Origin of the sequence: Streptococcus sp. S1, from assembly GCF_034137685.1 — a bacterium.
GTDB lineage: Bacteria > Bacillota > Bacilli > Lactobacillales > Streptococcaceae > Streptococcus > Streptococcus dentalis.
The window spans coordinates 95,190-108,122 of record NZ_CP139418.1 but is presented as its reverse complement, the minus strand read 5'-3'; the positions used below and the strand labels follow the sequence as shown (position 1 = coordinate 108,122).

Below are 12,933 nucleotides of genomic sequence, written 5' to 3'. Positions count from 1 at the left end.
GAGATATTTGTCTTTTTGAATAACTTGCTTGAAGAATGATCCATCAAACCGTTCAAATTCCCAAGGTTCTTTTTAGAAAAGAGAAAAGCACCCCTCTTAAACATTCATCTTGAAGGAAACATAAGTGTTTGACAGAAAGATGAAATCTTGGTAGAATAAGAAGGTCGAATAGACAACTAACTCTTTCTTGGTAGCAGGATATGCCAAACCTGCCACTCGGATAGAGCATAAAGAAAAGGAGCTTATCATGGCAATCTCAAAAGAGAAAAAAAATGAAATCATTGCACAATACGCACGTCACGAAGGTGACACTGGTTCAGTAGAAGTACAAGTTGCTGTCCTTACTTGGGAAATCAACCACTTGAACGAACACATCAAACAACACAAAAAAGACCACGCTACTTACCGTGGTTTGATGAAGAAAATCGGTCGCCGTCGTAACTTGTTGGCTTACCTTCGTACAAACGACGTTAACCGTTACCGTGAGTTAATCAACTCTCTTGGACTTCGTCGTTAATCTGCTCTATTTTCCACTTACGCTGCGTTGTCACCTTGCCTCGATATACTCGAGTATAATCTTCGGCTACGGTTCCTAGCATCGTAAGGTAAAATAGACCAGAACTATCTCTCTTCGGGGAGATTTTTTGTTTTCAGAAGAAATCCGGTACAATCTTCGGTTTATCGCCTTGTCTAGAAACGTTTTATACAGCAAGAATGGAGCCCTCTGAATTCAGAGGGCTTTTTTCTTGTCTTTTCCTTATCGACAAGATCTATCATTCTGAGGAAGTCGTTTTGTTTGACAGATGTAATATCTAGAGTTACAATTGATGCATCATAAGAAATAGAGGTTATCGATATGATTGATATTACATATCTAGACGGTGCAAAACAAGAAAGAGTCATGCATTTTGATTCCTATGAAGAATTTGAACGCTCCCAACAAGCTTGCTTGATTGGGGTAGCAGATTTTTATCCTGTTGTGAAACTGACCTATAATGGGCATGAATTGGATTACCAAGGAACTTACGGAGATGTCTTCTTCTATTTGATGAAGCAAGATTTGACGCAGTACCAAAACTAAAGGAGAAAGAAAATGACAAAAGCAATTACAGACGCAACATTTGAAGCAGAAACAAAAGAAGGTTTGGTCTTGGTAGACTTTTGGGCAACCTGGTGTGGTCCATGTCGCATGCAAGCTCCTATTTTAGAAAAATTATCGGAAGAACTTTCGGAAGATGAGTTAAAAATCCTAAAAATGGATGTGGATGAAAATCCAGAAACAGCGCGTGCTTTCGGCATTATGTCTATCCCAACCTTGCTCTTTAAAAAAGATGGACAGGTTGTTAAACAAGTAGCAGGAGTGCATACCGCAGCACAAATTAAGGCCATTGTGGCGGAGTTGAGTTAGTAAAAAAGAGTAAGATAGAAACGATTCGTTTCTATCTTACTCTTTTTGTATGACCTTTTAAAATTGGCTTATTGAGTCAAGAGATCCATAATCTCTTCGATACTTGATTTGCTACCTTTTTTTAGATAGTTTTCTTTACTACCTTTTTTAAAAGTTGACAAATTTGGTACCGTCTTGACATTCATATCATGTGCAAAAACTGTGATGTCTTTTCGCTCCTTTGAGTCGTTATCCAGGTAATAAACGGTCTGATTTGTTTTTTGAATAGCAACTGCTAATTTGGGAGCGAATTTTTGACAGTATGGACATGATTCTCGACCGATATAGAGGATGAAATCTTCTTTATTGTCGATTTTCTCTTGTACCTCAGATAGATGAATCTTTTTGACGTAAGTCATTGCTTCCTGGTATGTATTTGGGGTAATAATTTCTTTCTTTTTAAAATTCATATATAAAATAGCAAGCAAAGACATTGTGCAAATGAATAAAATGAGAATAGATAATTTCTTATTCACAAGCAACACCGTCACCATCTCTATCTAAACGAGGGTTATAACCAGCTTGTCCTCTGTATAGCGGTGCAGCACCTGCAGCGCGTGCTTCACGACAATTTCGATAGCCCCCTTGTTGAGGTTGTGAGACAAATCCTTGTTGTTGCTGCGCTTGTTGGGCAGCTGCAGCTTGTCTTGCCTGTTCAGCAGCTGCGGCTTGTCGAGCTTGTTCAGCTTGTTGTTCTCTGACAGTAATGGCATTTTGTACTAATCCAACACGATGAGTTAAGCGATCTTTTGTTCCTTGGTCAGCTACATTTGCGATGGCAGCTTGGGCTGGGGCAATATTTTCTGTTACTTGATTGTTTTCTAAGGCTTGTACGGCAGCTTCAGCTTGAGCAGCAAGTTGTTTTGCTTCAGCCTCTTTCTTTTCACGCTCTTCTTTTTCTTTTCGTTCCTGTTCTTCTTTCGCCTTTTTCTCGCGCTCTTCTTTTTCTTTTCGTTCTTGCTCCTCCTTTGCTTTTTTTTCTTTTTCTGCTTTTTCCTGTTCGTCGCGTTCTTTTTTTGCTTTTTCTTCTTTTTGAACGAAACCTACCTGTTTTTCAGTTTCTTTTTGAGAAGCTTCATTTTGATTTGAGCAAGCTCCAAATAATAACGCAATTAAGATTGTTAAAATCAACCGTTTTTTCATAATGTTACTCCCTTCGGATATTTATCCAAGAATAATCATACCATAATATAAAAGCGCTTTCAATTACTAACTGGTAATATTTAAATAAAAAATCAGACTTAGAATAAACTAAGTCTGAAAATTGTACTTATTCTCCCAATTCTGCACTGTAGGTAATAATTTGATCCACAGTGTCTGAAAGGAATTGGATGGTATCGCGAAGTGGTTTGTCAGTTGAGATATCTGCTCCGATGATCATGGCTGACTCAAGTGGGGTCTTGCTACCACCTGATTTGAGGAGGTCCAGCCAATCTTTAGCTCCATTTTCGGAGTTCTTCAAATGCAGGTAACCCACTGTTGAGATAACCAAGCCTGCTGAGTAGGTGTAGCTGTAAAGCCCCATGTAGTAGTGGCTTTGACGCATCCAGGTCAATGCTGCGTCATCATCGATTTCAACGGCGTCGCCCCAGAATTCGGTCAAGACTTCCTTCATGATGCTATTGAGCTTGCTAGCGCCGAAGGTACCACCTTCTTCGATCAGGGTGTATACCTTGCGTTGGAAGGCTGCTTCCAACAAGTGGGTGATGAAGTTGTGGAAGTAGGTATCTGTCAAACGGTGAGCCAAGGCAAAGCGTTTTTGACGAGGATCGTCAAACTGGTGTTCCAAATAGTCGCTGAGGAGGAGCTCGTTAAAGGTAGAAGGAGCTTCTACATAGTAGGTCGACATGTGGGCGTTGAAGTAGCTTTGGTTGTTGTCTGAGAAGATGAATTGACCAGAGTGTCCGATTTCGTGGATCAGGGTGTAGACATCGCTCATGCGTCCTGTCCAGCTCATGAGGACATAAGGGTGGACACGGTATGGGTCAGCGGCATAACCACCGGAATCCTTGCCTTCATTGGCCGCAAAGTCGACCCAGCGTTCGGTTTGGTAGCGAGCAATTTCACGGGAGTATTCTTCTCCAAGAGGTGCTACAGATTTCATGACCAAATCATAGGCATCATCAATGGTAACATCTGGGTTGAGCGCACTGTCCAAGTCCAACTTCCAATCAGCAAAGGTCATTTTTTCAAGGCCGTTGACCTTGGCCACGTGTTTGAGGAATTTTTGAGCGACTGGAGCGAAGTCCTTCATGATCAGGTCAATCTGACGGTCAAACATGGCACGATCTACTTCCTGCTCAGCCAAGAGATAGTCAAAGACAGAATCGTAGCCCCGCATATCTGCAATCAGTTTTTCAGACTTGACTTGGGCTAGATAGGTAGCAGCAGCCGTGTTTTGGTGCTTGCGGAGACCTTCTGAGAAGGAACGAAAGGCTTTTTCACGAACTTCCGCATTCTCATGGTTTTGGTAGAAGTTTTCATAGGTGACAAAACTATTCTTGTAAACTTTTCCATCCACTTCGAAATCAGCCATTTCAAAGTCGCCCGCCCGCATCTTGGTATAGATGTCTTGTGGTCCGTAGAAGACTTCACCTAGGTTGGTCAAGGTCTTTTCCACATCAACTCCCAAGTAGTGAGCTTTTTTAATTTTAGCCTGGCGAATGGCAAAAGTGAGGTGAGGGAGTTGCCCCAAGCGTTCGAGGACATCTTCATCCGCTTCGACCAAAGCATCGTCAAAGAAGGAAAGTTCGACGCTCGCCCAAGTTTCGAAATCCATCCCCGCTTGGGCAATTTCCGCAAAAGCTTCATCGCCAAAGTCAGTGGTTTGGGGCATAAAGCTGTAGTTGCCAATGTGGCTGAGTTGGATCTGAATTTGCTCAAAGATCGCAAAGGCAACTTCAAAGTCTTCAAAGGTGTGGAGCTTGCCCTTGTAGTTACGGACAAATTCATTGATTTCTTCACGTGTTTTTTCAATGGCGCGCAAAAAGTCTTCCTGGTCTTGGTAGAGGGCTGTGAGGTCCCAGAGTTCGTTCTCAGGAAATTCAGAACGTTTTTTTAATTCCATAATGTTCTCCTTTTGATCGGTATTCTTCCTTAAGTATAGCAGAAAAAAGGACAGAAACATAGAGGGAGAGGGGAAAATGCTTGTGTAAAAATCTTGACAAGAGCTGGAAAAATTGACCATTTTTGATATACTAGGATAGATATGAGGAGGTTTTTATGAAAAAGGTTATGATTACACTATTAGCAGGTGCATCCGTGCTATCTCTAGTCGCTTGTGCGCCCAAACGCTATGAACGCCAAAGTAAACCAAAAACGGCAAGCTCTTCGTCGGTTAAAAAAGAGAAGAAGGATACAGGTCAGAAGTATTATCAAGAGGTTTTGGAGCGGTACAAAGCTTATGCAGCCGCAATTAATGCCAAAGATCAAACGGCTTTACAAAATGAACTGAAGAAGATCGAAGCAACTTCAGAAGAATATGCGTATGTCTTTAATCTTCAAACACTTGGAAGTACCAATGAGTGGCAATATTCTTTTGAGGATCTTAATCGTGATGGTAATGACGAGTTACTGATTGGGGATGGCAAAACGATTGCTGCTGTGTATTATTTGAAAGATAACCAGCCAACCTTGCTCCATGTAGCCTATGTAGCTTCTGCAGGTGGCTATCGCTCCAGTTTAGAAGTTTTTGACAGTGGACAAATCGTTTATGCTACTTGGCAATCCCTTAATCCAGACCAGGAATTGACCCTCTATTCACTAGGAAAAGGGGAAGCCAAGGAAGAAAAGAAAGCAACCATTCAAATCGGTGGGAAGGAAACAGCAGAACAAGCTCTTGGGATTTCAGCCAAGAAGTTGGACCTCACTAAGCTTGACTGGAAAACTTTTGACGGTTCAGGGGATTCCAAATCAACAGCTAAAGCAAAAGAGAAAAAATCAGAAAGCTTCCAAGTGCAAGTTAGCGTAGCCGATCTTCGTATTCGAAAAGAGCCCTCAACCTCAGCTCCATCTGCAGGAATGATCGCAAAAGGAACTCACACCATTACGGAAACAGTAGAGGCAGATGGCCATACCTGGGGCAAATTGGAATCTGGACAAGGTTGGATCGCCCTTGACTATACAACGCGAGTGAGTGGAAATGTCGAATCAGCTCCTGCCCCTGCCAAAACAAAGACTGGTATGAATTTAGATGAAATAAAAGCTGGAAATTTCTCAAGTGTAGCGGGAGTTTGGGAAAATAAGTATGGCACTAGTATTGAGTTTGATGCGCAAGGAATTGTGAAGGTCAATGGTAGTGCTGTCAATGGTGTTCAATTTTCTGGTTTTTACTTCAAGGAAGGCAATTTACACGGAGTTAGTCGGATGCCTGGGGCAACGAATGACACACCTATTCTTTTCATTCCTTCAAGAGAAGGTGGCAGTGAATCCATTTACTGGAGTAAGAGTGATGCTACAAATGGGAACGATTTGTACTACCGTGTGAACTAAAAAATAAGGAGACAAACATGAAAAAAATTGGAACATATTTGCTAGCTGCAGCCCTCTTGCTTTCCCTAGCAGCTTGCGCCCCAAAACGCTATGAGCGTAAGCACAGTCCGGTAGGAGCTTCATCGGTCAAAAAATCATCTGACAAGGCCCAAGAAAAAGAGCAAACAGAAGAAGCTAAGTCAGATGAACATGATAAAGAAGCCATTGGAACCTTGTCAAAAGCAGACCAAGCGGATATCTATTCGATTATTGAAAACAGTGCGTCTTTGACCTATTCACTTCAGGTGCAACCGACTCGTTTACTGGAGTTGAACAATGATCACGGTGCAATTGATGGTTACTCGCAAGATATGTTCATTGATTACTACAATACCTACACGCCGGGAACTTATAATGTACAAGATGTCATTGATAAATTGAATGCAGAAGAGACATCGGACTCTATCCGCAGTCTTTCACAAGACCAGCTGATCCAACTAACAAATGAAAAAAAGGACGGCTGGATCTATTCGACAAAAGACAAGGCTTTCTACGAAATTGTACCTGGTGGTCGTGGTGGAGCGATGCTGCCGATGAACATTCCTTCATCTGATGAATGGGTGATCAATAAAGATTCGGTTGAAGTGACAACGACTATTCAAGGAACTTCTGATCCATACAGACGCTTTGTCTTGAAACGCAACAACAAGAACTACAAGGGTGGAACCCACAAAACACGCTTTTATGTCGACAGTACTGAATTCGTGAAATCGTAAAAATAATCAGAAGCTATATCTAGCTCTAAAATTTTTATATAGAACTTGCTGAAGAATCAAAGAAAAAGGCCCTCAAAGCCTTTTTCTTTTGGGCTTGAATATGTTAAAATAAAAGGTATACGTGCTTGGATACAAAGATGAGGATATAACAAATAGATGGGCTCTTGAAATTCCTATCTCGTTGAGTTGGGTAGCCTTAGTATTTTGAGTAATTGAATTTTGGCCTCATTTCTTAGGAAAAAAGATAAGCTTCCTAGCACTCATCGAGTGCGGCGTCACCTTCCTATTTTTCTACAGAAATGTTCGGCAAGCCGAACCGTCCAAAATATCTTGATAGTTGAACACGGGCTAAATCCCTAGTGAAAAAGATAGATTTCCTGGTGTGCGTGGCACACTGCGTCAATCTCCTATTTTCATACGGGATTCTTCACGCCCTTTGTATCCTGATTTTTGTAGGCAAGTCGTATAATTTTATCAATCCAAAGGGGATTACAATGACAAAACAAGTGTTTCAAACGACTTTTGCGGGTCGTGAGTTAATCGTAGAGACTGGTCAGGTTGCCAAGCAAGCCAATGGGGCTGTTGTCGTACGTTATGGTGAGTCAACTGTCTTGACGGCAGCTGTCATGTCTAAGAAGATGGCAACTGGGGATTTCTTCCCACTTCAAGTCAACTACGAAGAAAAAATGTATGCGGCTGGGAAATTTCCTGGTGGCTTTATGAAACGGGAAGGTCGTCCTTCTACAGATGCGACGTTGACAGCGCGTTTGATTGACCGTCCGATCCGTCCAATGTTTGCGGAAGGTTTCCGTAACGAAGTGCAAGTGATCAACACAGTCCTTTCTTACGATGAAAATGCATCTGCACCAATGGCAGCGATGTTTGGTTCATCTTTGGCACTTTCTATCTCAGATATTCCGTTTGACGGACCAATCGCTGGGGTACAAGTAGGCTATGTGGACGGGGAAATCATCATCAACCCAACGCAAGAGCAAGCAGAGCGCTCGCTTCTTGAATTGACAGTAGCTGGTACCAAACACGCTATCAACATGGTAGAGTCTGGTGCCAAAGAATTGTCAGAAGAAATCATGTTGGAAGCTCTTCTGAAAGGGCACGAAGCTGTTAAAGAGTTGATTGCCTTCCAAGAAGAAATCGTTGCGGCAGTTGGGAAAGAAAAAGCAGAAGTGGAATTGCTTCATGTGGATGCTGAATTGCAGGCTGAAATCATCGCAGCCTACAACAGTGACCTTCAAAAAGCGGTTCAAGTAGAAGAAAAATTGGCTCGTGAAGCTGCGACTCAAGCAGTCAAAGACCAAGTCACAGCAGTTTACGAAGAAAAATATGCAGACCACGAAGAGTTTGATCGCATCATGCGGGACGTGGCTGAAATCTTGGAACAAATGGAACACGCAGAAGTGCGCCGTTTGATCACAGAAGACAAGGTTCGTCCGGATGGTCGTAAGGTCGATGAAATCCGTCCTTTGGATGCACAAGTTGACTATCTTCCTCGTGTGCACGGTTCAGGTCTCTTTACGCGTGGACAAACGCAAGCCCTTTCTGTCTTGACCTTGGCACCAATGGGTGAAACGCAAATCATCGATGGTTTGGATCCTGAGTATAAGAAACGCTTTATGCACCACTACAACTTCCCACAATACTCTGTAGGGGAAACAGGTCGTTACGGTGCGCCTGGTCGTCGTGAAATTGGTCACGGTGCTCTTGGTGAGCGTGCCCTTGCTCAAGTATTGCCAAGCTTGGAAGAATTCCCATACGCCATCCGTTTGGTAGCAGAAGTCTTGGAATCAAATGGTTCTTCATCTCAAGCATCTATCTGTGCGGGAACTCTTGCCCTTATGGCTGGTGGTGTGCCAATCAAGGCCCCAGTAGCTGGTATTGCCATGGGTCTCATCTCAGATGGAAACAACTACACCGTATTGACAGATATCCAAGGTTTGGAAGACCACTTTGGAGACATGGACTTCAAGGTTGCTGGGACTCGTGACGGGATTACAGCCCTTCAAATGGATATTAAGATCCAAGGGATTACTGCAGAAATCTTGACAGAAGCGCTTGCCCAAGCCAAGAAAGCGCGTTTTGAAATCCTTGACGTGATTGAAGCAACGATTCCAGAAGTTCGTCCAGAATTGGCTCCAACTGCTCCGAAAATTGATACCATCAAGATTGATGTCGACAAGATCAAGATTGTCATCGGTAAGGGTGGAGAAACCATCGATAAGATCATTGCTGAAACAGGCGTTAAGATTGATATCGACGAAGAAGGAAACGTATCTATCTATTCGAGCGACCAAGCAGCCATTAACCGCGCTAAAGAAATCATTGCTGGTTTGGTTCGTGAAGCCAAAGTGGACGAAGTCTACCATGCCAAAGTTGTTCGGATCGAGAAATTCGGTGCCTTTGTCAACCTCTTTGACAAGACGGATGCCCTCGTTCACATCTCTGAAATGGCTTGGACGCGTACCAACCGTGTCGAAGACTTGGTAGCGATTGGGGATGAAGTGGATGTTAAGATTATCAAGATTGACGAAAAAGGTCGTGTAGATGCTTCCATGAAGGCACTCTTGCCACGTCCACCAAAACCTGAACATTCAGAAGAAAAAGGTGAAAAGGGTCCTCGTCATGGCGATCGTCCTCGTCACCACAAAACTAGAAAAGACTTTGCCAAAGATGCAGGTGAAGCAACGAAAGAATAAGCATTTAAAAGAAAGGAGCACGGTATGGGATGGTGGCGTGAAACCATTGATATTGTAAAAGAAAATGACCCAGCAGCACGTACCTCGCTGGAGGTCCTTTTGACCTATCCAGGCGTCAAAGCGTTAGCTGCTCACCGTGTTTCTCACTTTTTGTGGAATCATGGCTTTAAGCTTCTAGCTCGGATGCACAGTCAGTTCTGGCGTTTTTGGACCCAGATCGAAATCCATCCAGGTGCGACCATTGCTTCGGGTGTCTTTATCGACCATGGAGCAGGCCTCGTCATTGGGGAAACAGCCATTGTTGAAAAAGGCGTTATGCTCTACCACGGGGTGACCCTTGGGGGAACAGGGAAAGATGTCGGCAAACGCCATCCAACGGTTCGTGAAGGAGCTTTGGTCTCCGCTCATGCCCAAGTCATTGGCCCGGTGGAAATCGGAGCCAAGGCTAAAGTCGGAGCAGGAGCTGTCGTGGTCTCAGATGTACCAAGTGATGTGACCGTTGTCGGTGTTCCTGCCAAGATCGTGCGGGTGCACGGTCGAAAAGACGAACCAGTCATTCACCAAGAAGAAGAAAAACGCGAATACTACATGAACAAGCTGGAGCATGCCAAGGAAGCCAGCCATCGGTCTTCGAGCCTGTAAGGAGATCCAATGAGTCGTGTCACCAATCCTTCGTCAACCAACTCATGGAGCAAAATGATAAGGCATTTCAGATTGCCGTGGAAGACAGCAATGTAGGTGCCAAACGCTTATATGAAAAGATAGGCTTTGTCAAACAGACTCAGGTGGTTTACTTGAAGCCAAAAGAGTAGAAACAGAAAGGAAATGAAGCGTGTTAAAAATTTATGATACCATGTCTCGTGATTTGCGAGAATTTATCCCCATCGAGGAAGGGAAGGTCCGCATGTATGTTTGTGGGCCAACAGTTTACAACTATATCCACGTTGGGAATGCCCGTTCAACGGTAGCCTTTGACACGATTCGTCGCTACTTTGAGTATCGTGGCTACGAAGTTGCCTATATTTCCAACTTCACCGATGTGGATGATAAGATCATCAACCGTGCCAAGGAAGAAGGCATTACTCCTCAGGAAGTGGCGGATAAGTACATCGCAGCCTTTCGTGAGGATGTGACGGCTCTTGGGGTGAAACCTGCAACCCGTCACCCTCGTGTGGTTGAGTTTATGGATGACATCATTCGTTTTGTCGCAGATTTGATCGAAAAAGGCTATGCTTATGAGAGTCAAGGTGATGTTTATTTCCGTGTGGAAAAATCCCATAACTATGCTAAGTTAGCCAATAAAACCTTGGAAGACTTGGAGCTAGGAGCTTCAGGTCGGACAGATGAAGAAACAGCCCGCAAGGAAAATCCAGTCGACTTTGCCCTCTGGAAAGCTGCCAAACCAGGAGAGATTTCTTGGGACAGTCCTTGGGGTCCTGGTCGTCCGGGCTGGCACATCGAGTGTTCGGTCATGTCAACGGGGATTTTAGGCGATACCATTGATATCCACGGTGGTGGAGCCGACCTTGAGTTCCCACACCATACTAATGAAATTGCCCAGTCTGAAGCTAAAACAGGCAAGACCTTTGCCAATTACTGGATGCACAATGGCTTTGTCAATATTGATAATGTCAAGATGTCCAAGTCTTTAGGCAACTTTATCACCGTGCATGATGCATTGAAGACTATCGACGGCCAAGTGCTTCGCTTCTTCTTTGCAACCCAGCACTACCGCAAGCCTATTAACTTTACAGAAAAAGCGGTGCGCGATGCGGAGACCAACCTCAAGTATTTGAAAAATACCTATGAGCAACCGTTCACAGGAGAAGTAGATCCAGCAGATTTGCAAGGCTTTGTGGATAAGTTTATCGCGGCGATGGATGAAGATATCAATGCGGCAAACGGCATCACCGTCATCTTTGAATTGGCTAAATGGATCAATTCAGGTCACTACAATCAAGACGTCAAGGATACCTTGACCAAGATGTTAGAAGTCTTTGGAGTGGTCTTTGTCGAAGAAGTCTTGGATGCAGATATTGAAGCCTTGATCGCTGAACGTCAGGAAGCGCGGGCTAAGAAAGATTTTGCGCGAGCAGATGCCATTCGCGATGAATTAGCTGTGCAAGGAATCAAGCTCTTGGATACAAAAGAAGGTGTAAGGTGGACACGTGATTGATGTCAATCTAATCAATGGGATTGCCCTTGCCTTTGAGGGAGATGCGGTCTATTCCATGTATATTCGCAGACACCTGATCTTTCAAGGGATGACCAAGCCCAATAAGCTTCACCAGGCTGCCACCCGCTATGTCTCTGCTAGGGCTCAGGCCAGCTTGATTGAAAGCATGCTGGAGCAAGAAATTCTGACGGAAAAAGAGTTGGAGATCTACAAGCGCGGTCGCAATACCAATAGCCATACCAAGGCCAAAAATGCGGATGTCGTGACCTATCGGATGTCGACGGGCTTTGAGGCTGTCATGGGTTATCTCCATATGACGGGGGAGCTCTCTCGTCTAGAAGAGCTGATTGACTGGTGCATCCAGCAAGTAGAAGAAGGAAGAAAGCAGTGAAAAATATCAGAGAGTGGTTTCCTCATGCAGAGGTGACGGATCAAGCCAATCCACCAGTAGGTTATGTAGCCATTCCCCTTCAGGCTCATCAATGGTTGCTGCTGAAGGAAGAAGAGCTAACCGAGCGAGAAAAACAATTGATTTCCTGGTTGGGCGATGAAGAAGAGGTTGCCCCTAATCCTTGGTACCAATACCTGATCGATGGAAAGGGAGAAGCCCCTCAAGTCATCAAAAAAATGCAGCTCGTCTATTGCCACATCTCGCATTCAACAGCGGAAGGGACGGCTTCTTGGCTAGAGATGATGCAGACACTCTTACCCAACTTCCGAGCAACCTTGCAACTGAGCGGACAAGATTATGTGCTCATTCTGGACCAAGACCAGTCTTTACCTGTGGCCGATATCTTAAAAGATACCGTCTCTGCCATGGAGTATGACTTCAATATTCGTTTATCTATTCTGGTCGGGCAAGTATGGACCGAGTCTAAAGACGGGAAAGTGTCTCCTGTCATCCGAGCAGAACAGGCTGTCTTTCGAGCTTGGATTCGAGAAGGCCATCAAGGTGTCTATCGCTTTTCTCAACTCTATCTGTGGGGAATCGAGCAGGCAGATCTGGATCTCACCCCAATCAAAGCAAGCTTGCATCAGTTGATTGAAAGTCAAGATCAATTGCAAGACATCATTGTTGCTCTTTGGGACAATGGGGCAGTCGTAACCAAGGCCTCCCAGCAACTCTATCTCCACCGCAATTCGCTCCAATACAAGATTGACAAGTGGGAGGAGTTGACGGGGCTTCAGTTGAAAAATCTGACAGATCTAGCCCTGTGCTATCATTTGGTCTTACAAGATGTGATTTAAACGGAATCAATCCAGAGTTTTGTGCAACTTGCACAAAACTCTTTTTCTTTTTTGTGAGACTTGCCATAGATTTGTAAAACGTTTTCATTTACAATAGAACTATAA

Annotated in this window: 13 protein-coding genes and 1 pseudogene; 11 read left to right on the top strand and 3 right to left on the bottom strand. The window is 44.0% G+C overall.

Annotated elements, in window-relative coordinates:
* Positions 1–247: 247 nt before the first annotated feature.
* From rpsO to trxA, 3 genes are all read left to right on the top strand, one after another.
* Positions 248–517, top strand: a complete 270-nt coding sequence (gene rpsO / locus SM121_RS00525) for a 30S ribosomal protein S15 (RefSeq protein ID WP_003004251.1) — start codon at positions 248–250, stop codon at positions 515–517.
* A 339-nt stretch (positions 518–856) separates the two neighbouring features.
* A complete protein-coding gene (locus tag SM121_RS00520) occupies positions 857–1,081 on the top strand; it encodes a DUF4649 family protein (RefSeq protein WP_003004724.1) in 225 nt (74 codons plus the stop codon).
* A gap of 12 nt (positions 1,082–1,093) precedes the next feature.
* Positions 1,094–1,408, top strand: coding sequence for a thioredoxin (gene trxA, locus SM121_RS00515; protein ID WP_070665117.1), 315 nt, complete (start codon positions 1,094–1,096; stop codon positions 1,406–1,408).
* Positions 1,409–1,476: 68 nt separating this feature from the next.
* Here the strand turns inward: trxA and SM121_RS00510 are convergent, their stop codons facing one another.
* The 3 genes from SM121_RS00510 to pepF all read right to left on the bottom strand — a co-directional run bounded on the left by SM121_RS00510 (position 1,477) and on the right by pepF (position 4,514).
* Complete coding sequence (locus SM121_RS00510) at positions 1,477–1,806, bottom strand: thioredoxin domain-containing protein (RefSeq protein WP_320910944.1); 330 nt, start codon at positions 1,804–1,806, stop codon at positions 1,477–1,479.
* A 109-nt stretch (positions 1,807–1,915) separates the two neighbouring features.
* Positions 1,916–2,590, bottom strand: a complete 675-nt coding sequence (locus SM121_RS00505) for an excalibur calcium-binding domain-containing protein (RefSeq protein ID WP_320910943.1) — start codon at positions 2,588–2,590, stop codon at positions 1,916–1,918.
* Between the two features lie 127 nt (positions 2,591–2,717).
* Positions 2,718–4,514: an oligoendopeptidase F gene (gene pepF, locus SM121_RS00500; RefSeq protein WP_320910942.1), complete on the bottom strand. Its 1,797-nt coding sequence runs from the start codon at positions 4,512–4,514 to the stop codon at positions 2,718–2,720.
* A gap of 155 nt (positions 4,515–4,669) precedes the next feature.
* On the opposite strand from pepF, the gene SM121_RS00495 reads away from it, so the two are divergent.
* From SM121_RS00495 to SM121_RS00460, 8 genes and pseudogenes are all read left to right on the top strand, one after another.
* Positions 4,670–5,938 (top strand): DUF6287 domain-containing protein, encoded by a 1,269-nt coding sequence (locus tag SM121_RS00495; RefSeq protein WP_151379143.1) that lies wholly within the window; start codon positions 4,670–4,672, stop codon positions 5,936–5,938.
* 17 nt (positions 5,939–5,955) lie between these two features.
* Complete coding sequence (locus SM121_RS00490) at positions 5,956–6,693, top strand: hypothetical protein (RefSeq protein ID WP_151379144.1); 738 nt, start codon at positions 5,956–5,958, stop codon at positions 6,691–6,693.
* Positions 6,694–7,187: 494 nt separating this feature from the next.
* On the top strand, positions 7,188–9,404 hold the full coding sequence (gene pnp / locus SM121_RS00485; RefSeq protein ID WP_003013620.1) for a polyribonucleotide nucleotidyltransferase: 2,217 nt from the start codon (positions 7,188–7,190) through the stop codon (positions 9,402–9,404).
* Between the two features lie 24 nt (positions 9,405–9,428).
* Positions 9,429–10,046 carry a serine O-acetyltransferase gene (gene cysE, locus SM121_RS00480; protein ID WP_003013745.1) on the top strand — a complete coding sequence of 206 codons (618 nt, stop codon included), beginning with the start codon at positions 9,429–9,431 and terminating at the stop codon, positions 10,044–10,046.
* 23 nt (positions 10,047–10,069) lie between these two features.
* Positions 10,070–10,216 (top strand): annotated as a pseudogene (locus tag SM121_RS00475) (GNAT family N-acetyltransferase); the annotation flags it as partial.
* 20 nt (positions 10,217–10,236) lie between these two features.
* Positions 10,237–11,580, top strand: a complete 1,344-nt coding sequence (gene cysS, locus SM121_RS00470; protein WP_003013775.1) for a cysteine--tRNA ligase — start codon at positions 10,237–10,239, stop codon at positions 11,578–11,580.
* Entirely contained in the window at positions 11,573–11,971 is a 399-nt protein-coding gene (locus SM121_RS00465) for a Mini-ribonuclease 3 (RefSeq protein ID WP_003004765.1), read from the top strand. The genes cysS and SM121_RS00465 overlap by 8 nt, the downstream gene beginning before the upstream one ends.
* Entirely contained in the window at positions 11,968–12,828 is an 861-nt protein-coding gene (locus SM121_RS00460; protein ID WP_003013556.1) for a helix-turn-helix domain-containing protein, read from the top strand. The genes SM121_RS00465 and SM121_RS00460 overlap by 4 nt, the downstream gene beginning before the upstream one ends.
* Positions 12,829–12,933: the final 105 nt, after the last annotated feature.